The sequence below is a fragment of the Extibacter sp. GGCC_0201 genome (assembly GCF_017566055.1).
Classification (GTDB): Bacteria; Bacillota; Clostridia; order Lachnospirales; family Lachnospiraceae; genus Extibacter.
On record NZ_JABFCH010000010.1, the window covers coordinates 107,103 to 126,760 of the forward strand.

The window sequence follows — 19,658 nt, forward strand, 5'->3', positions numbered from 1 at the left end:
TTTGAAAAAAGAAAACAATGGAAAACTGCGTATCATTCCACTCGGAGGATTGGAAAAGATTGGAATGAACATTACTGCCTTTGAGTATGAAGACAGTATTATTGTCGTGGACTGCGGTCTGGCATTCCCGGAGGATGACATGCTCGGAATCGATCTCGTCATCCCGGATGTCACTTATCTGAAAGACAATATCCAGAAAGTGAAGGGATTCGTAATCACCCATGGCCATGAGGACCATATCGGTGCGCTGTCTTATGTATTGAAGGAGATGAATCTTCCGATATATGCGACGAAGCTTACGATGGGGATTATAGAGAAGAAGTTTACAGAGCACAACCTGCTCAGAAGCACGAGAAGAAAAGTGGTGAAGCACGGACAGTCCATCAACCTTGGACAGTTCAGGATTGAATTTATCAAGACGAACCACAGCATCCAGGATGCGGCGGCTCTGGCGATATACTCACCGGCCGGCATCGTGGTGCACACCGGCGACTTTAAGGTGGATTATACGCCGGTGTTCGGCGATGCCATCGACCTGCAGCGGTTTGCGGAGATTGGAAAGAAAGGCGTGCTGGCGCTCATGTCAGACAGCACGAATGCAGAGCGGCCTGGATTTACCCAGTCTGAGCGCACGGTGGGACATGCCTTTGACCATATATTTGCGGAGCACCAGAATACGAGGATAATCATAGCCACGTTTGCATCCAATGTAGACCGTGTGCAGCAGATTATCAATTCGGCTTGCAAGTATGACAGGAAGGTCGTGGTGGAAGGCCGCAGCATGGTCAATATCATCGCTGTCGCCCAGGAGCTAGGCTACTTGAGCGTGCCGGACAAGACGCTCATAGAGATCGACCAGCTTCGCAACTATCCGCCTGAGAAGACGGTCCTCATCACGACAGGAAGCCAGGGAGAGTCCATGGCGGCACTGTCCAGGATGGCGGCGGACGTGCACAAGAAAGTGACGATCATGCCGGGAGATACGGTAATCTTCAGTTCGAATCCGATACCGGGTAATGAGAAGTCCGTATCAAAGGTCATCAATGAACTGTCCGCTAAAGGTGCCAATGTCATCTTCCAGGATGCCCATGTATCGGGACATGCCTGCCAGGAAGAGCTGAAGCTTATATATTCGCTCGTAAAACCAAAATATGCAATTCCGGTGCACGGCGAGTACCGCCATCTGAAAGCAAATGCGGCGATAGCCCAGACGCTCGGTATCCCGAAGGACAACATCTTTATCCTGCAGTCAGGTGAGGTGCTTGAGCTGAACAGCAAAGAAGCCAAAGTGGCGGATAAGGTTCATACAGGCGAGATTCTCGTGGACGGCCTTGGAGTAGGTGATGTAGGCAACATCGTGCTCCGTGACAGGCAGCATCTGGCGGAGGATGGTATCCTCATCGTAGTGCTGACACTGGAAAAAGGAAGCAATCAGCTGATGGCCGGACCGGATATCGTATCCCGCGGCTTCGTGTATGTGCGTGAGTCGGAAAAGCTAATGGAAGAGGCGAGAAAAGTAGTAACCAATGCGGTAGAGGACTGCCTGGCACATCAGAAGAATGCGGACTGGAGCAAGATTAAGCTTGTAATCCGCGATACGATGAATGAATATATCTGGAAGAAAACAAAGAGAAGGCCGATGATACTTCCGATTATAATGGATGTATAAAGTGTGTTTTGGGACGTGATCTTATTCAAAAGGGTTACGTCCCAAATTGATCTTTGTGGTGTACCAGAATGGATGAAGGGGTGTACCTGAATGATTGTCGACGAACGTATGGTTACGTATATCCGCAGCCTGGAGATGCCGGAAGCGCCGCTGCTGGAAGAGATTGAACAGGAGGCTGTGGATACTTTCGTACCGATTATACGGAAGGAGACGCAGAGCTTCCTGAAAGTGATTATTACTATGTGCCGGCCGAAGCGGATACTTGAAGTGGGTACGGCAGTAGGATTCTCTGCGCTTCTCATGAGCAAGTATGCGCCTGAGGATTGCCATATTACGACCATAGAGAACTATAAGAAGCGGATTCCGATTGCACGCGGCAATTTCAGGCGTGCAGGACAGGAGAATAGGATAACGCTGATAGAAGGAGATGCCCTGGAGGTTATGAGGGGGCTTGAGGGCCCGTTTGATTTTATTTTTATGGATGCGGCAAAAGGGCAGTACATCTATTATATGCCGGAGGCTCTCCGTCTGCTTACAGACGGGGGAGTCCTGATGTCCGATAATGTATTGCAGGACGGCGATATCATCGAGTCGCGGTTCGCGGTGGAGAGGCGCAACCGTACGATTCACAGCCGCATGCGGGAATATTTATATGAATTAAAACATAGAGAAGATTTGCTCACATCAATCCTCCCTCTTGGGGACGGTGTGGCGCTGAGCATAAAACGAGGAGAGAAGAAAGATGGCCAGACATCCTGAATTGTTGATTCCGGCGAGCAGCCTGGAAGTGTTGAAGACAGCAGTAATATTTGGAGCGGATGCGGTGTACATCGGAGGTGAAGCCTTTGGACTCAGGGCCAAGGCAAAGAATTTCTCCATGGAAGACATGAGAGAGGGAATCTGTTTCGCCCACGCCCACGATGTAAAAGTATACGTGACGGCTAATATACTCGCACATAATGAGGATCTGCCCGGAGTGCGGGAATATTTTAAAGAACTGAAGGAAATAGGTCCGGATGCATTCATTATCGCCGACCCTGCGGTCTTTGAAATCGCAGGCGAGATATGTCCTGAGATTGAGCGGCATATAAGTACGCAGGCGAACAACACGAATTACGGCACGTATCTGTTCTGGTGGAAACAGGGGGCGAAGCGTGTCGTGTCGGCACGAGAGCTATCCCTGGCTGAAATCAAAGAGATACGGGAACATATCCCAGAAGAGATGGAGATAGAGAGCTTCGTGCACGGGGCAATGTGCATCTCTTATTCCGGCCGCTGCCTTCTGAGTAATTATTTTACAGGGCGGGACGCCAACAGGGGAGCCTGTACACATCCGTGCCGGTGGAAATATTCTATCGTGGAGGAGACGCGTCCGGGCGAGTATATGCCTGTGTATGAAAATGAGCGGGGCACGTACATTTTCAATTCCAAAGATCTGTGCATGATTGAACATATCCCGGAATTGATCGATGCCGGCATCGACAGCCTTAAGATAGAAGGCCGGATGAAAACAGCGCTGTATGTTGCCACGGTAGCCCGGACCTACCGGAAAGCGCTCGACGATTATGCGGAGGATCCTAAGCTGTACCGGAAAAACATGCCATGGTATCTTGACCAGATATCCAACTGCACGTACCGGCAGTTTACGACCGGGTTCTATTTCGGCAAACCGGGCGATGAGAGCCAGATATACGACAGCAACACTTATGTGAAGGAATATACGTATCTTGGCATCATCAGCGGCGGGAAGGACGGGATGTACCGTATTGAGCAGCGGAACAAATTCTCTGTAGGCGAGGTGGTTGAGATTATGAAGCCGAACGGGGAAAATGTGGAGGTAACGGTCAGGCGGCTTGTAGATGAAGAGGGAAATGAACAGGAAAGTGCGCCGCATCCCAAACAGGTGCTGTACGTGGACTTGGGAAGCAGAGCAGATATGTATGACATATTAAGAAGAGCAGAACCATAAGAAGTAAATCTGTATCGCCGGCCCGTCTTATAGGGATTCCCTATAAGACGGGCTTTTTATTTACCTTTTTTATTGGCGGCATTTGACGTGCGGTGATAGGATAACTGTAGGATGCATTTACATTCTGATTAAAATCGAGTGAGAACCATAGGAGGACAAGATGGAGATAATCAAGGAATTGCCGGAAGTATTTGAGGAATTTGCCGAACAGCGTAAAAATTCTTTCCTGGGTGTGAAGGAGCTGAAGGATAAAGGCGTGCCGATCGTAGGCGCCTATTGTACATATTTTCCACAGGAAATCGCCATGGCGATGGGGGCTGCAACCGTGGGCCTGTGCTCCACGTCAGATGAGACGATACCAGAGGCGGAGAAGGACCTGCCGAAGAACTTATGTCCGCTCATCAAGTCCAGCTATGGATTTGCGAAGACGGATAAATGTCCCTTCTTTTACTTCTCTGATGTAGTCGTTGGTGAGACGACGTGCGACGGCAAGAAGAAAATGTATGAATACATGAAAGAATTCAAGGACGTGTTCTTGATGGAACTGCCAAATACCCAGGGGGAGGAAGCGCTTAAGCTGTGGAAAAGCGAGATTGTCCGGTTCAAAGAATATCTGGAAGCGAAGTTCGAGACAGAGATAACAGAAGAGCAGATTCGGGATGCGGTGAAGGTGAACAACGCCGGAAGGCGTTCTCTGAAGAAGCTCTATGAAGTGATGAAGAACGATCCTGCTCCCATAAAAGGCCAGGACTTGTTCAAGGTCCTGTACGGCAGTACCTTCAAGTTCGACCGCGCCGCCATTCCGGGCGAGGTGGACGCATTGGTGGATAAAATCAATAAAGAATACGCAGAAGGCAAGATGGAAGAGAAGAAGCCACGTATCCTCGTGACCGGATGTCCGATAGGCGGCGCGTCTGAAAAGGTGATTAAGGCGATTGAGGAAAACGGAGGAATCGTAGTGACATATGAGAACTGTACCGGTGCGAAGTCCATCGATAAGCTCGTCGACGAGGACAATCCGGATATCTACGATGCACTGGCCAGAAGATATCTGAATATCGGATGCTCTGTCATGACGCCAAATCCAAACCGTCTGGAACTCCTTGGAAGGCTCATCGATGAATACAGAGTCGACGGCGTGGTGGAGATGGTGCTCCAGGCCTGCCATACATACAATGTAGAGACGCTCGGCATCAGAAGGTTCGTAAATGAAAAGAAGAACATACCATATATCAGCGTAGAGACAGACTATTCACAGGCAGATATCGGCCAGCTGAATACGAGAATCGCGGCATTTATCGAAATGCTGTAGACATGATAGGAAATGGAAAGACCGCCCGCAGGCGGTCTTTTAAAATGTCTGAATATTGTATGAATTTTGAAAGGGGTCAGACCCCTGTGGCGACAGGGGTCTGACCCCTTTCGTCATTTGCAGGAACAGCCGGGACTTTTATTTTCTGACGAAAGACCCTGCTGCCGACGATGCCGGCCAGACATCCGCCGATGACAGCGAATGCTAGAGCACCGATGACATGTGTAGCAGGATTGAATGCGAACGGCGCTAAAAGTCCCGGAATCGGGGATGCTGTCCCTGGTGCATTATTCACAATATGGAACACTGCTGCTGATATCCCGGCGAATCCTCCGCCGAAGAAATTAGAGCAGTAGATAGGAAGCGGATTGGATGTTATGATATCTGCCTGTGTGAGCGGTTCCAGCATGACGGCTATGACATTGCTCCTGTCTCCAAGCTTCAGCCGGGAGAAGATAAGCCCGTTGGTGAAAGAGCCTCCTACGCATGCAATGGCGGCTATGCCCATCGCCAGCCCGTCAAGGCCGAGCATGGCAGTCAGCGCCATGGAACTCAGAGGTGATGTGCATATCATCTTAATGATGCCGCCAAGCAGGAATCCCATGACGATGGGAGACTGTTCCGTTGCGGCGGATATCGTGCCGCCGATAGTGGAAAGGACTGTGTTGACGGCAGGGTTGACGGCCATGACGATGAGGCGGGCGGCAGGTGCGATCAGGAGCGCGCCCCCGATAAGGTTCAGCCCTTCCGGCAGCTTCTTTTCAATAACCGGGGCTATGAGTCCGATTATATAGCCCGCAATAAATCCAGGAAGGATGCCGTATCCTCCGACGGCAACGCCGGCGACGATAGCAAGCACAGGATTGGCCCCCATGCAGATTGGTACCATAGCGGCAGCGGCGACACCGCCCAGCCCTCCGGCTGTCTCTCCAAGGCTGCGGAAAAAGTCCAGGCCGAGCAGATCGCCGGTGATATATTTATGTACGGCTTCTACGAGAAACGTGGCGATAGCGGCATTGGCCATGCCAGACATGGCGAGTTGCCCCTTAGGCATCTTCAGGCTGAAGAGCGAGAAACCGGCAAGAGTGACGAGCAATAAACCTATTCCCGATGCGATTGTAAACATACTTTTTACCTCTCAATTCGTAATGATGATTTCATTTATAATTCCGTTCTCTTATTGATGAAACCAATATACAAGCCGGGTTTCAAAAAGTTACAGATGGTATCAAAATTGACATAAAAAAAACAGTACCACACAGAATTTTGTGATAATTCACAAAATGGCCATAATGATACTGTTAATTCTGCCCATAGATTCTTCCTACTGATTCTGGCTGTATACGACAAGCGCATTCAAGAAGTTCTTGATCTTGACATTGCCATGCCGGTCGCTCTTTCCCCGGATATAGTCCATCTCTCTTCGCACCTGTTCAAAATTGTAAAGCGTATTGGAATACTCAGTAAAAATGTCATTGCCATAATCCTCAATGCCAAGATGGGCAAGGTTTACCATCCCTGTGTTGGCCGCCCGGCGGATGCGCTGTTCCATGGACTTCGGCGAATCGCTGAACCTTTTGCACAGCTCCCCAAGCGTCATGTCGTTGATCTGTCCATCGTGTTCCAGCAGATATTCCACCGCCATGATGATATCCCGGCTTCCGATATCTCCGCTGATGCCAAGCCGCTGAAGGATATTCGTCAGCACCGTTCTCGAAGCAGCGGCAGAAGATGCCGTCCGTTCCGGTTCAGGAGAGTTGGACGTCATCTCATCCATAAATATGCTCTGCATCTTTTGTATCGTCCGCTGCATGGAAAGCTGCCGGCTCACCTTTGCAATGACATTTTCCACTTCTACGCTGTTCACCGGCTTCTGTATGAAGTATTCGATGCCTGCTTCATATGCCGAGCCTATCATATCTTTGGAAGACACCTGGGACAGCATGATAAAAGCCGTCTCTGAGAGGAATTCGTTCGCTTTTCTGACAAAAGTGATACCGTCCATGTCAGCCATGAGCAGATCCACGATTATAATGTCGGGGGCAAGCAGGCGCACGTCTTCCAGCGCATCATAGCCGCTTAACGATGTCCCGCACACGGTGCCGAGCTTCCGGTTGGCTATAATCAGCTTCAGTATATTCAGTATGTTCCTGTCATCATCAATCAAATAAAATTTCATCTATACAACCACCTTCATTTTTTCTTGAGAAATTCTTATGGTGAATGTCGTACTTCCGGGAATGGATGAGAGTGCAAGCGTACCACCGAACTGGCCTTCCACCAGATCCTTGACGAGATTCAGCCCAAGCCCCCGGTTTACTTCACCAGTAGAAAAGTTTATCTTAGTAGAAAAGCCGGTCTTGAATATTTCAGACTGGTCTTCCTCACGGACGCCGGGTCCGTCATCCGTAACGGTAAAGACGAACATGTCCTCCTCTGCCTGTTCCTTCACATATATATGTACTTCCTCCTCTTCAGCCGCTTCCAGCGCATTGACGAACAGGTTCCGGAAGATGGACATAAGGGCATAGTGCCGGTTCGTGTAGACACGGTCGCGGCAGTCCGTTTCCAACGTCAGCTTCTTCTCATGCTCCGCAGCAGACCGAATCATCGTATCCCTCAGAAGTTCCAGCAGCTCATCCAGGTACATGCCGTCTCCCTCCAGCTCTTCATCAAGCGCCTCTGATATGCCCCTCATGATGAGCAGATATTCCTTCTTGACTTCGTGGATGTCTTTGGCTACCTTAAGCGCAGATCTGGCAAGCGGACTGCTTTCGTCCCTCTCCTTTAACCGTTCGTAAAGGCGGTAGGAAGTGTTCATCGTATCTTCGATAAGCGTGGTGTTCTTCTTCATCCACATGACCTCGCCGTCCAGCTTGGAGATAAGCAGGACAAGCCGCTTGTAGCGTTCCTCATGCTCCTGCTTGAGCAGAAGCAGCCTGTAATGCGCAAACACGGTCAGGACGCACCATATGACTGCAGTGCGTGCGGCGGCGGCCAGCAGTATGCTTGCCTGAGCCTTCGGTGTAAATGCTTCGAGGCGGATGCGGAGCAGAAGTTCTATCAGATTGGCACCATAATCTATGACAAAGAGCGGCAGGATAGCCCGGTTCCGGTCAAGACGGCTGCCCCCGAGCCTGCGGGTGTAAAGATAGAATGCCAGCCCGTAACAGAGATAGAAGATGACTTCCGGATAATAAGACCGAACCGCACCTGACAGGCGGCCATTCTGCAGCCAGACGAGCAGCAGCCTGGATGCAAATACTCCCGCGGCCCCGAACACGGTTACGGGTATGACCGGGAAAGACTGCGCGATAAATAAAAACGCCGGAAAGCAGACGACGGCGACAGACAGTTTGAAATCCGTGATAAACAGGTTGATATTAAGCTGCGCTGCCAGTGTTATGGCCAGGCTGAAGAACACAATGCTTCCAAAAGTTTTTTTCATGATATACCTCTCTTCTATACTAATATAGCGTCTTCCGGCCCCTTTGTATAGGAAAAATTTATATGGAAAAGCACAAAAGCTCCTGTTTTCACATAGACTATATCAAATACGCCAAGAGGTGCTTTCCTTGAAATCTTTTCCCCAACCCCTCACTGCCTCGGAAGAAAGATATTACATGCAAAAATATACGGAGGGAGACCTTGAAGCAAAACATGTTCTCATAGAACGGAACCTGCGCCTCGTTGCTCATATCGTTAAGAAGTACCAGTCACTGGAAGAAGACAACGAAGACCTGCTCTCAATCGGCACAATCGGACTCATAAAAGCTGTGGTGACCTTTAACCCCGATAAAAGCGTACGCCTCGGAACTTATGCAGCCCGTTGCATCGAAAATGAGATATTGATGTATCTCCGTTCAAAAAAGAAGTCATCCAAAGAAGTATCACTCTACGAACCGATAGGTACAGACCGCGAAGGAAATGAAATCCAGCTGTTTGACATAATCGAGACCGACGAGGATGATGCGCACAGGAAAGTTGCACTGAAGGATGATATCCGGCTTCTTTATGAGAAGGTGGAAGGAGAGCTCTCACAGAGGGAGCGACTTGTACTGAAGATGAGATATGGCCTGTATAATGAAGAAGAGTATACGCAGCGGGAGATAGCCAGACGCTTAGGCATCTCTCGTTCTTATGTGTCAAGGATTGAGAAAAGTGCAATAGAAAAGCTGCGCGAGTATTTTTAATGCCCGCGCAGCTTTTCTATTGCACTTTTTATGGCCCTATTGACATCATCTTCCATATTCGTTATGATAGTTCTACATTTAACGGGGCATTCTGACCCCGGAAGGCAAATCCGGCCAGCATCGGCCACCGACCCATCAAAAAGCAATATAAAACATGAAAAGGAGAATGCGAATGAGTTTCAGTACGGTACTGTCTGCGGCCATAGAAGGACTTTCGGTAGAATTCGTCCATGTGGAAGCAGATATCAGCAACGGCCTCCCGATGTTCCATATGGTAGGCTACCTGTCATCAGAGGTAAAAGAAGCGTCTGAGCGGGTGCGCACTGCTGTGCGCAATTCCGGGATAGAGCTTCCGGCGAAAAAGATAGTCATCAACCTGTCCCCTGCAACCGTGAAAAAGAGAGGGGCGGCCTTCGACCTGCCGATTGCCGCCGCTATCCTGGCGTCGCTTGCGCTTGTGCCGGAGGAAAGCCTGGCACGTACGCTGATTATCGGGGAACTGAGCCTGGACGGACGCCTGAGGGAGGTGGCGGGCATCCTCCCGGTTGTGATGGCAGCCCGGGAAGCAGGGTGCCACACGTGCATCCTCCCGAAGGCCAATGCGGCAGAAGCATCCCTTGTAGAAGGCATTCGGATAATCGGGGCCGAATGGCTGAAAGAAGCGTATGGTTATCTTAACGGCATGCATGGGCTGGAACAAGAGCAGTACAGGACGCCGCATGGCCCGCTCGGCCCTGCCAGGCCGCAGACAGACTATAGGGAAATCCACGGACAGGAAGCTGTGAAGCGGGCTGTAGAGGTTGCCGTAGCGGGAGGCCACAATGTTCTCATGGTCGGACCTCCGGGGAGCGGAAAGTCGATGATAGCCAGAAGGATACCGACGATACTTCCACCATTGACAATGGAAGAGAGCCTTGAGATTACAAAGGTGTACAGCATCATGGGACTGGTGGACAAGGAACATCCACTGGTGGTAGAACGGCCATACAGAAGCGTACATCATACGGTTACGAGAAGTGCCCTCATCGGAGGAGGGTTGATACCATCCCCGGGTGAGATCAGCCTGGCGCATGGCGGTGTACTGTTTCTGGACGAGCTGACAGAATTCCAGAAGCCAGTGCTGGAAGTGCTGCGTCAGCCGCTGGAGGAGAAAACGATACGGATTACGAGGAAGCACGGAAGCTACGTATTTCCCGCCAATTTTATCCTCGTTGCCGCCTTGAATCCATGTCCGTGCGGGAACTATCCGGATCTTGAGCGCTGCACGTGCACGCCGGGACAGATCCAGCACTACCTTGCCAAGATCAGCCAGCCGTTCCTGGACAGAATCGACATATGCGTGGAGGCGCCGAGAGTCGATTACCGAAGCCTGAAAGCGGAAGATGAGGGGGAAAGCTCACAGACGATAAGAGAGCGTGTATGCCTGGCAAGAGAGCGCCAGAAAAACCGGTATCATACACTTGGTTCTATGGCCAACGCGTCCCTGCCCGCCAAGGAGCTGAAGAAATACTGCCGTCTTGGGGTTGAAGAAGAAGCTGTCATAGGACAGGCATTTGAAAAGATGGGGCTCACGGCCAGAACGTACCATAAGACCATTCGGGTGGCCCGTACGATAGCCGACCTGGCAGGAGCCGATAATATCAGTGCGGCGCATATCAAAGAGGCAATCGGATACCGGATGATGAATAAAAAATACTGGGGGAGGTAAATGTATGGAATTGGCGTATGAATACTGGCTTGCATGCATCAGGCATGTGCCCGCCCGTAAAAAAATAAAGCTTCGTTCCGAATATACGGATGCAAGTCAGATATATTATATAGAAGAAACGAGACTCTATTTTACAGAGTATCTAAGTACGAAAGAAGTGGAGGCCGTCATAGCCTCCCGCAGAATATGGGATGTGGAGAAGAATTATAGAGAATTATGTGATAAAAGCATAAGCCTTGTACCCTATTTCCACAAAGGATATCCCGGACGGCTTAAGGAAACGGCAGACCCGCCTTATGCCCTGTATGTAAAAGGGCGGCTTCCCGACCCAGCAAGACCTGCGGCAGCCATCGTTGGCGCTAGGAGATGCAGTGCATATGGCACTGGGCAGACAGAGAAGTTTGCCAGAAGGCTGGCTCAGGCAGGAGTAGAGATTATCAGCGGCATGGCGCTCGGCATCGACGGCACCGGACAGAGGGCGGCGCTGGATGCCGGCGGCAGCACTTACGCCGTACTAGGCTGCGGGGCAGACCTGTGCTACCCGCGGGAACATATAGGACTCTATATGGATATCCAGAAGCAGGGGGGCATCCTCTCGGAGCATCCCCCGCAGACACAGCCGCTGCGGCCCTACTTTCCGGAACGGAACAGGATTATCAGCGCCCTGGCTGATATCGTGCTTGTCATGGAGGCGAGAGAAAAAAGCGGATCCCTCATCACGGCTGATTTTGCACTGGAACAGGGGAAGGATATCTACGTCCTTCCGGGACCTGTGACGAGCCCGTTAAGCCGTGGATGCAACAACCTGATCAGGCAGGGTGCAGGCATCCTTGCTTCGCCGGATGAGCTGTTGGAAGATATGGGTATATCTGCCAGCAGCTTTGGTCAAAAATCTGACAAAAATGAAAAAATGCTTGAAAGTCCCGAAAATATAGTGTATAGTTGTCTCGGTTTATGTCCGAAGAGCATAGGGAAGCTTACAGAGGAGACCGGATTAGCCCCCGGGGAGCTTATGGAGCGTCTTGTCACATTAGAATTGCAAGGACATATCAAGGAAATATCAAAGAATTATTATGTGAGATCAGACGGTTGAAAATAAAACGGACGGCTAGTTCATAATGGAGGAAGCAATATATGGCACGTAATCTTGTTATCGTGGAGTCACCGGCCAAGGTGAAGACAATTAAAAAGTTTTTGGGAAGCAATTATGCGGTGACCGCATCGAACGGTCATGTGAGGGATCTGCCGAAGAGCCAGCTCGGCGTGGATCCGGAGAATGACTACGAGCCCAAATATATCACCATCAGAGGTAAGGGAGAGATTCTTGCCAACTTGAGGAAGGAAGTCAAGAAAGCCGATAAGATATATCTGGCGACTGACCCCGACCGTGAGGGGGAGGCCATCTCATGGCACCTGAAGCAGGCACTGAAGCTGGAAAATAAAAAGGTATACCGTATCAGTTTTAACGAGATTACAAAAAGTGCAGTAAAAGCTTCCCTGAAAAATGCAAGGGAAATCGACATGGATCTGGTGGATGCGCAGCAGGCCCGGCGTGTGCTTGACCGTGTCGTGGGTTATAAGATAAGTCCTCTTCTGTGGGCCAAGGTAAAGAGGGGGCTAAGCGCCGGCCGTGTACAGTCGGTTGCGCTCAGAATCATCGCCGACAGGGAAGAAGAAATCAATGCGTTCATTCCTGAGGAATACTGGACCCTCGACGCGAATTTGAACGTAGAAGGTGAAAAGAAGCTGCTGACAGCCAAGTTCTACGGTACGAAAGACAAGAAGATGACAATCGGCTCCAAAGAAGAGCTTGACAGGATACTGGCAGAGGTAGAGAAAGCAGACTATTCCGTTGCGGACATCAAAAAAGGGGAACGGGTGAAAAAAGCGCCGGTACCTTTTACGACGAGCACGCTTCAGCAGGAAGCCTCGAAGGCGCTGAACTTTGCGACACAGAAGACGATGAGGATTGCACAGCAGCTCTATGAGGGGATAGACATCAAAGGGAATGGAACCGTCGGCCTGATTACGTATCTGCGTACAGATTCAACGAGAATATCGGAGGAAGCCGACGAAAGTGCAAGAGCGTATATCGGTGAGCATTATGGAACAGAATATGTAGCAGCAGGCAGCGCAAAAGGAAAAGACGACAAAAAGATTCAGGACGCCCATGAGGCTATCCGCCCTTCCGACGTGACAAGGACGCCGGCTGCAATGAAAGAATCACTTACAAGAGACCAGTTCCGCCTCTACCAGCTTGTATGGAAACGTTTTGTCGCCAGCAGGATGCAGCCGGCGAGGTATGAGACGACATCCGTAAAGATTGCGGCAGGAAATTACCGTTTTACCGTAGCAGCATCGAAGATCGTGTTCGAGGGGTTCCGTTCCGTATATACGGAGGCGGACGAGGAGAAAGAGACAGGAAACGTGCTGCTCAGAGGTCTTGATATGGATACGAAGCTCACGAAAGAAAGCTTTGACACGAAGCAGCATTTTACACAGCCGCCGGCACACTATACGGAGGCCGGGCTTGTGAAGACGCTGGAGGAACTTGGAATCGGCCGTCCAAGCACGTATGCGCCTACAATCTCCACTATCATCGCCAGACGATATGTGGCAAAAGAAAATAAGAACCTGTATATCACGGAACTTGGGGAAGTAGTGAACAACATGATGAAACAGTCGTTTCCGAGCATTGTAGATGTCAACTTTACCGCCAATATGGAGAGCCTGCTGGACGGCGTGGCTGAGGGCAAGGTAAAGTGGAAGACGATTATTGAGAATTTTTATCCAGATTTGGAAGATGCGGTGAATCTTGCGGAAGAAGAGCTTGAGAAGGTCAAGATTGAGGATGAAGTGACGGATGTCATCTGTGACCAGTGCGGCCGCAACATGGTCATAAAATATGGTCCCCACGGTCGTTTTCTTGCCTGCCCTGGCTTCCCGGACTGCAGGAATACGAAGCCTTATCTGGAAAAGGTAGGTGTTCCCTGCCCTGTGTGCGGCAAGGACGTAGTCATCCGCAAGACGAAGAAGGGAAGGAAATACTATGGATGTGAAGACAATCCTGACTGCGAATTCATGTCATGGCAGAAACCGTCCACGAAGAAGTGCCCACGATGCGGAAGCTACATGGTCGAAAAGGGTAATAAGCTGCTCTGTAGCAGTGAACAATGCGGATATGTAGAAAATAAGGAAAATAATAAAAAATAATTAGGAAATTGATTGAAAAAAAATGAATTGTATGATAATATAGCATTCAAAGGATGGAGGAATGTGAATGAGTGTACAATTGTTAGATAAAACCAGAAAAATCAATAAATTACTTCATAATAACAATTCCAGCAAAGTAGTATTTAACGATATATGTGAAGTGCTCACAGAGATATTAGAATCTAACGTGCTGGTGGTGAGCAAGAAGGGCAAGATTCTTGGGGGAAGCAGGGCAGATGGCGTGCCGGTTATCAGGGAACTGATTGAGCAGGAAGTCGGCAAGCATATTGACGAGATGTTAAATGAACGGCTTCTGAGCATACTTTCCACGAAAGAGAATGTAAACCTCCAGACGCTCGGGTTCTCAGAAGATGCCGTAAAGGGCTATCAGGCCATCATAACACCTATCGATATCGCGGGTGAAAGGCTTGGCACGTTATTTATCTATAAGAAGGATGAAGTATACGAGATAGACGATATCATCCTGAGTGAATACGGAACGACGGTAGTCGGTCTTGAGATGCTGCGGTCCGTCAATGAAGAGAGCGCCGAGGAGACGAGGAAGGAGCATATCGTCCAGTCTGCTATCAGCACGCTCTCATATTCCGAGCTGGAGGCGATTATCCATATCTTTGAGGAGCTGGATGGCACCGAAGGCATTCTGGTGGCGAGCAAGATTGCCGACAGGGTCGGAATCACAAGGTCGGTCATCGTCAATGCGCTTCGTAAGTTTGAGAGCGCAGGTGTCATAGAGTCACGATCTTCCGGAATGAAGGGGACGTATATCAAAGTGGTGAACGATTACGTATTTACCGAGCTTGAGCGGATCAAAGCTGAGCGAATGAAATAATATAGAAATAAAAGGGTATCGGGAAACTGATACCCTTCTTTTGAAGGGAGCAGTTATTATGTACGAGGGAAGGCCTGTGGACATGCAGATGGAGCGGATGATTCTAGATGAGGGCTTTTTTGATCAGACAATATATCAATGCGAGATTATTACGTATAAACCGGAGGAAGAACGGATATATTTATTATCGAAACGGACGGAGCTGCCGGTATTTTCCCTGGACGGCATCTACAGATGTACGATAGCGGCTGAGGAAGGCCTCGTCGAGTGCAGCGGAAGCATAACGGAACGCTACTGGAACAAGCTTGGGCGGGTGATGGTATTCCGGCTCAGGAACGGATTTTATAAAAAAGTTGTAAACTAAATATAAAGTGTGTTGACAAAATAAAAAGAGAGTGCTATTTTATATCTAGAGTCTTTTAGCACTCTCTTTTTGCGAGTGCTGACAAAATAGATAAGAATAAGGAGGAATAAATATGAAATTAGTACCATTGGGAGACAGAGTTGTATTGAAACAATTAGTTGCAGAAGAGACTACAAAGTCAGGTATCGTATTACCGGGTCAGTCAAAAGAGAAACCACAGCAGGCGGAAGTAGTAGCTGTAGGGCCTGGTGGGGTAGTGGACGGCAAGGAAGTCCAGATGAACGTAGAAGAAGGGCAGCAGGTTATTTATTCCAAATATGCCGGCACGACAGTTGAAGTTGATGAAGAAGAGTTCATTATTGTAAAGCAGGATGATATCCTGGCAATACTTAAATAGCAGCTTTTGAACAGATAACATTAATAATTTAGGAGGCAGATAATTATGGCAAAGGAAATTAAATACGGCGCTGAAGCAAGAGCAGCATTAGAATCAGGAGTAAACCAGCTGGCAGATACGGTAAGAGTGACGCTTGGACCAAAAGGACGTAACGTAGTGCTCGACAAATCTTTCGGGGCACCGTTGATAACAAACGATGGTGTTACGATTGCAAAGGAGATTGAGCTGGAAGACGCATTTGAGAATATGGGAGCTCAGCTTATCAAAGAAGTGGCATCTAAGACAAACGATGTGGCAGGTGACGGAACGACGACAGCGACCGTGCTTGCGCAGGCAATGGTACACGAAGGAATCAAGAATCTGGCAGCCGGCGCCAATCCGATTATTCTCCGCAAGGGTATGAAGAAGGCGACAGATGTTGCTGTAGAAGCCATTGCAGGAATGTCCAGTAAGATCAAAGACAAAGAGCAGATTGCCAAGGTTGCCGCTATCTCCGCAGGAGACCAGGAAGTAGGCGAGATGGTAGCGGACGCGATGGAAAAGGTATCCAACGACGGCGTTATCACAATCGAAGAGTCCAAGACGATGAAGACGGAACTTGACCTTGTGGAAGGTATGCAGTTTGACCGTGGATACATTTCCGCATATATGGCAACAGATATGGATAAGATGGAAGCAAACCTGGAAGACCCATATATCCTCATTACAGACAAGAAGATATCCAACATCCAGGAGATTCTTCCGCTGCTTGAACAGATTGTACAGTCCGGTTCCAGGCTTCTTATCATCGCGGAGGATATCGAAGGTGAAGCGCTCACCACATTGATCGTGAACAAACTGCGCGGTACATTCAACGTCGCAGCTGTCAAAGCTCCGGGATATGGAGACAGAAGAAAAGAGATGCTGCAGGATATCGCGATTCTCACAGGCGGACAGGTGATATCAGAAGAGCTTGGCCTTGACCTGAAAGAGACGACGATGGATCAGCTTGGACGTGCGAAATCCGTCAAAGTACAGAAAGAAAATACCGTTATCGTTGACGGCATGGGCGAAAAAAATAAGATTACAGACAGAGTGTCTCAGATTAAGAAGCAGATTGAAGAGACGACATCTGATTTTGACAGAGAAAAATTACAGGAAAGACTTGCCAAGCTTGCAGGCGGCGTCGCAGTAATCCGTGTAGGGGCAGCGACAGAGACAGAGATGAAGGAAGCGAAGCTCCGCATGGAAGATGCTCTGGCAGCAACACGGGCGGCTGTAGAGGAAGGTATTATCGCAGGCGGTGGATCTGCATACATCCATGCAGCCAAAGAAGTGGAAGCACTTGCACAGAAGCTTACCGGCGATGAGAAGACAGGCGCTAACGTCGTATTGAAATCACTGGAAGCTCCACTGTTCCACATTGCGGCAAATGCAGGACTGGAAGGTTCCGTAATCATCAACAAGGTGAATGAATCTAAATCAGGAACAGGATTTGACGTACTGACAGAAGAGTATGTAGACATGGTAGAAAACGGCATCCTGGACCCTGCGAAGGTGACAAGAAGTGCGCTCCAGAATGCTACAAGCGTAGCATCCACACTTCTTACGACAGAATCCGTAGTCGCCAACATCAAAGAAGATGTACCTCCTATGCCGGCAGGCGGCGCAGGTGGCATGGGAATGATGTAATCACCGGCTTCTCCTAAAGTATGAAAATTTTGAAAACTCCTCTCACGGGGAGTTTTCTTTTTGCCATAATATGTGTTACAATAATTACACCTATTAATTTGGAGGATTTGCAGATGAGCGATTATTATACGGAACAACTTGTAAAGAAAAGGGCGGATATGAAGGACGTGTTTATAAAGGCGCTGCTTGTGGCGCTCACCATCGTATCAGTTCTTATCGTCTTTATGTTCCCTTTTGGAATCATTCTGCCGGTGGGAATGATCGTGCTGGACGTCTTCATGTTCAGGCGGATGAATGTGGAATACGAATATTTGTATGTGAACGGAGATCTGGATATTGATAAGATTATGAACAAGGCAAAGCGAAAGAGAGTATTCTCTGCTCATGTCAACGATCTGGAACTTTTGGCACCTGTAAAGGATCTGGAGCTGCGCCAGCACGCGGATGCAAAGACATTTGATTTCAGTTCGAGGAACGAGGGGGCGCGTCTTTACGCCTTGGTGGTCATCGACAGGGGGCAGAAGAAGAAAGTGATATTTGAGCCTAATGATACGATTATCGAAGGATTTAAGATGCTGGCTCCGAGGAAGGTCGCGCAGTAGCATGTCCCTCAGCAATCCGCAAAAAGAAATTGAAAAGCAGTTGACAAGTGCGGGTATCATTGGTTATTATAGCAGTTAAATCATAACAACAGATGGAAGAAAGAGAGGATAAAAGTATCATGGGAAAAATTATTGGAGAAGGTATTACATTTGATGACGTTCTTCTCGTACCAGGCTATTCAGAAGTGATTCCAAACCAAGTTGATCTGTCAACATACCTGACGAAGAATATCAAGCTTAACATACCGATGATGAGCGCGGGCATGGATACGGTTACGGAGCACCGTATGGCGATTGCCATGGCGAGGCAGGGCGGAATCGGCATCATCCACAAGAATATGCCTATCGAGCAGCAGGCGGAGGAAGTGGACAAGGTAAAGCGGTCTGAAAATGGGGTAATTACAGATCCTTTCTATCTGTCACCGGAGCATACGCTGGCTGATGCCAATGACCTCATGTCCAAGTTCCGTATTTCCGGCGTGCCGATTACAGAGGGGAAAAAGCTGGTCGGCATCATTACGAACCGTGATTTGAAATTCGAGGAAGATTTCTCCAAGAAGATAAAAGAATCTATGACATCGGAAGGGCTTATCACTGCGCCGGAAGGCATCACGCTGAATGAGGCGAAGAAGATTCTGGCGAAGGCACGGAAAGAGAAGCTTCCGATTGTAGACAAAGATTTTAACCTGAAAGGGCTCATTACGATAAAAGACATCGAAAAGCAGATAAAGTATCCTCTGTCGGCCAAAGATGAACAGGGACGCCTTCTCTGCGGCGCTGCGGTAGGCATTACAGCCAACTGTATCGACCGTGTGCAGGAGCTTGTCAATGCCAAGGTCGATGTGATAGTCATGGATTCAGCGCACGGCCATTCGGCCAATGTTCTGAAGACGGTGGATATGGTGAAGACGAAATTCCCGGAACTTCAGGTAATCGCCGGAAATGTAGCTACCGGTGAGGGGGCCGGAGCTCTTATCAAAGCCGGGGTAGATGCGGTCAAAGTAGGTATCGGCCCAGGTTCCATCTGTACGACCCGTATCGTGGCAGGCATCGGCGTGCCGCAGATTACGGCTGTTATGAATAGTTATGAAGTTGCGGACAAGTATGGTGTCCCGATTATTGCCGACGGCGGCATCAAATACTCCGGTGATATGACGAAGGCAATCGCCGCAGGAGCCAATGTTTGTATGATGGGCAGCATCTTTGCCGGATGTGATGAGAGTCCGGGAACGTTCGAACTGTTCCAGGGAAGGAAATATAAAGTGTACCGCGGCATGGGCTCCATCGCGGCTATGGAAAACGGCAGCAAAGACCGTTACTTCCAGACAGACGCCAAGAAGCTTGTACCGGAAGGCGTGGAAGGGCGTGTCGCATACAAAGGGACGGTCGAGGACACGGTATTCCAGCTCATGGGCGGCCTGCGCTCAGGCATGGGCTATTGCGGAACAGGCACCATCGAAGAGCTGAAGACAAAGGCGCAGTTTGTGAAGATTTCAGCGGCATCCTTAAAAGAGAGCCATCCCCATGACATACACATCACGAAAGAAGCGCCGAACTATAGCGTAGATGAATAGGTTTAAGTAAAGTGGCTGCGGGCAGGGAACCGGGTGGCATCTGCTCCGATGCGTCCGAGACTCCGACTATTTCACGTATCTCTAACCCTGCGTAATGCGCGCCGATTGCGGCTTGCATCCCGCAGGATAAGGGCTA

Annotated in this window: 17 protein-coding genes; 14 read left to right on the plus strand and 3 right to left on the minus strand. The window is 49.3% G+C overall.

All coding sequences use genetic code 11. From position 1 onward, the window contains the following. The first annotated feature begins 1 nt into the window (after position 1). The 4 genes from HJV72_RS09030 (at position 2) to HJV72_RS09045 (ending at position 4,950) form a co-directional block, all read left to right on the plus strand. Positions 2 to 1,669: a ribonuclease J gene (locus HJV72_RS09030; RefSeq protein ID WP_132274107.1), complete on the plus strand. Its 1,668-nt coding sequence runs from the start codon at positions 2 to 4 to the stop codon at positions 1,667 to 1,669. A gap of 90 nt (positions 1,670 to 1,759) precedes the next feature. Next, positions 1,760 to 2,428, plus strand: a complete 669-nt coding sequence (locus HJV72_RS09035) for an O-methyltransferase (RefSeq protein ID WP_208070384.1) — start codon at positions 1,760 to 1,762, stop codon at positions 2,426 to 2,428. Continuing rightward, complete coding sequence (locus HJV72_RS09040; protein WP_208070386.1) at positions 2,412 to 3,638, plus strand: peptidase U32 family protein; 1,227 nt, start codon at positions 2,412 to 2,414, stop codon at positions 3,636 to 3,638. The genes HJV72_RS09035 and HJV72_RS09040 overlap by 17 nt, the downstream gene beginning before the upstream one ends. A gap of 160 nt (positions 3,639 to 3,798) precedes the next feature. Then, positions 3,799 to 4,950, plus strand: coding sequence for a double-cubane-cluster-containing anaerobic reductase (locus HJV72_RS09045; RefSeq protein ID WP_208070388.1), 1,152 nt, complete (start codon positions 3,799 to 3,801; stop codon positions 4,948 to 4,950). A 76-nt stretch (positions 4,951 to 5,026) separates the two neighbouring features. Here HJV72_RS09045 and HJV72_RS09050 read toward each other — a convergent pair whose 3' ends face one another. The 3 genes from HJV72_RS09050 to HJV72_RS09060 form a co-directional block, all read right to left on the minus strand. After that, positions 5,027 to 6,076: a PTS sugar transporter subunit IIC gene (locus HJV72_RS09050; protein ID WP_208070391.1), complete on the minus strand. Its 1,050-nt coding sequence runs from the start codon at positions 6,074 to 6,076 to the stop codon at positions 5,027 to 5,029. Positions 6,077 to 6,274: 198 nt separating this feature from the next. Further along, the gene (locus HJV72_RS09055) at positions 6,275 to 7,129 is read right to left on the minus strand and encodes a DNA-binding domain-containing protein (protein WP_208070393.1); all 855 of its coding nucleotides are present in this window, start codon (positions 7,127 to 7,129) and stop codon (positions 6,275 to 6,277) included. Then, positions 7,130 to 8,398 (minus strand): ATP-binding protein, encoded by a 1,269-nt coding sequence (locus HJV72_RS09060; RefSeq protein WP_208070394.1) that lies wholly within the window; start codon positions 8,396 to 8,398, stop codon positions 7,130 to 7,132. 175 nt (positions 8,399 to 8,573) lie between these two features. Between HJV72_RS09060 and sigK the strand changes: the two genes are divergently transcribed. From sigK to guaB, 10 genes are all read left to right on the plus strand, one after another. Then, the gene (gene sigK, locus HJV72_RS09065; RefSeq protein WP_049727527.1) at positions 8,574 to 9,143 is read left to right on the plus strand and encodes an RNA polymerase sporulation sigma factor SigK; all 570 of its coding nucleotides are present in this window, start codon (positions 8,574 to 8,576) and stop codon (positions 9,141 to 9,143) included. A gap of 172 nt (positions 9,144 to 9,315) precedes the next feature. After that, a complete protein-coding gene (locus HJV72_RS09070) occupies positions 9,316 to 10,851 on the plus strand; it encodes a YifB family Mg chelatase-like AAA ATPase (protein WP_208070395.1) in 1,536 nt (511 codons plus the stop codon). Between the two features lie 4 nt (positions 10,852 to 10,855). Further along, positions 10,856 to 11,944 (plus strand): DNA-processing protein DprA, encoded by a 1,089-nt coding sequence (dprA, locus tag HJV72_RS09075; RefSeq protein WP_208070396.1) that lies wholly within the window; start codon positions 10,856 to 10,858, stop codon positions 11,942 to 11,944. 41 nt (positions 11,945 to 11,985) lie between these two features. Next, positions 11,986 to 14,064 (plus strand): type I DNA topoisomerase, encoded by a 2,079-nt coding sequence (gene topA, locus HJV72_RS09080; protein ID WP_208070397.1) that lies wholly within the window; start codon positions 11,986 to 11,988, stop codon positions 14,062 to 14,064. 67 nt (positions 14,065 to 14,131) lie between these two features. Beyond that, positions 14,132 to 14,914, plus strand: a complete 783-nt coding sequence (gene codY / locus HJV72_RS09085; protein ID WP_066577917.1) for a GTP-sensing pleiotropic transcriptional regulator CodY — start codon at positions 14,132 to 14,134, stop codon at positions 14,912 to 14,914. 58 nt (positions 14,915 to 14,972) lie between these two features. Further along, complete coding sequence (locus HJV72_RS09090; protein WP_208070398.1) at positions 14,973 to 15,278, plus strand: hypothetical protein; 306 nt, start codon at positions 14,973 to 14,975, stop codon at positions 15,276 to 15,278. A 112-nt stretch (positions 15,279 to 15,390) separates the two neighbouring features. Then, entirely contained in the window at positions 15,391 to 15,675 is a 285-nt protein-coding gene (locus HJV72_RS09095; protein WP_049727532.1) for a co-chaperone GroES, read from the plus strand. 45 nt (positions 15,676 to 15,720) lie between these two features. Next, positions 15,721 to 17,346, plus strand: a complete 1,626-nt coding sequence (groL, locus tag HJV72_RS09100; protein WP_208070399.1) for a chaperonin GroEL — start codon at positions 15,721 to 15,723, stop codon at positions 17,344 to 17,346. Between the two features lie 113 nt (positions 17,347 to 17,459). Further along, positions 17,460 to 17,948, plus strand: coding sequence for a DUF6106 family protein (locus HJV72_RS09105; RefSeq protein ID WP_208070401.1), 489 nt, complete (start codon positions 17,460 to 17,462; stop codon positions 17,946 to 17,948). A 119-nt stretch (positions 17,949 to 18,067) separates the two neighbouring features. After that, positions 18,068 to 19,522, plus strand: coding sequence for an IMP dehydrogenase (guaB, locus tag HJV72_RS09110; protein WP_208070403.1), 1,455 nt, complete (start codon positions 18,068 to 18,070; stop codon positions 19,520 to 19,522). Positions 19,523 to 19,658 lie beyond the last annotated feature (136 nt).

Coding starts and splice junctions, on each gene's coding strand:
- groL (WP_208070399.1), top strand. CDS start 15,721: ATGGCAAAGGAAATTAAATACGGCGCTGAAGCAAGAGCAGCATTAGAA.
- HJV72_RS09095 (WP_049727532.1), top strand. CDS start 15,391: ATGAAATTAGTACCATTGGGAGACAGAGTTGTATTGAAACAATTAGTT.
- HJV72_RS09035 (WP_208070384.1), top strand. CDS start 1,760: ATGATTGTCGACGAACGTATGGTTACGTATATCCGCAGCCTGGAGATG.
- sigK (WP_049727527.1), top strand. CDS start 8,574: ATGCAAAAATATACGGAGGGAGACCTTGAAGCAAAACATGTTCTCATA.
- HJV72_RS09040 (WP_208070386.1), top strand. CDS start 2,412: ATGGCCAGACATCCTGAATTGTTGATTCCGGCGAGCAGCCTGGAAGTG.
- HJV72_RS09105 (WP_208070401.1), top strand. CDS start 17,460: ATGAGCGATTATTATACGGAACAACTTGTAAAGAAAAGGGCGGATATG.
- dprA (WP_208070396.1), top strand. CDS start 10,856: ATGGAATTGGCGTATGAATACTGGCTTGCATGCATCAGGCATGTGCCC.
- HJV72_RS09050 (WP_208070391.1), bottom strand. CDS start 6,076: ATGTTTACAATCGCATCGGGAATAGGTTTATTGCTCGTCACTCTTGCC.
- HJV72_RS09060 (WP_208070394.1), bottom strand. CDS start 8,398: ATGAAAAAAACTTTTGGAAGCATTGTGTTCTTCAGCCTGGCCATAACA.
- HJV72_RS09070 (WP_208070395.1), top strand. CDS start 9,316: ATGAGTTTCAGTACGGTACTGTCTGCGGCCATAGAAGGACTTTCGGTA.
- HJV72_RS09090 (WP_208070398.1), top strand. CDS start 14,973: ATGTACGAGGGAAGGCCTGTGGACATGCAGATGGAGCGGATGATTCTA.
- guaB (WP_208070403.1), top strand. CDS start 18,068: ATGGGAAAAATTATTGGAGAAGGTATTACATTTGATGACGTTCTTCTC.
- topA (WP_208070397.1), top strand. CDS start 11,986: ATGGCACGTAATCTTGTTATCGTGGAGTCACCGGCCAAGGTGAAGACA.
- HJV72_RS09045 (WP_208070388.1), top strand. CDS start 3,799: ATGGAGATAATCAAGGAATTGCCGGAAGTATTTGAGGAATTTGCCGAA.
- HJV72_RS09055 (WP_208070393.1), bottom strand. CDS start 7,129: ATGAAATTTTATTTGATTGATGATGACAGGAACATACTGAATATACTG.
- codY (WP_066577917.1), top strand. CDS start 14,132: ATGAGTGTACAATTGTTAGATAAAACCAGAAAAATCAATAAATTACTT.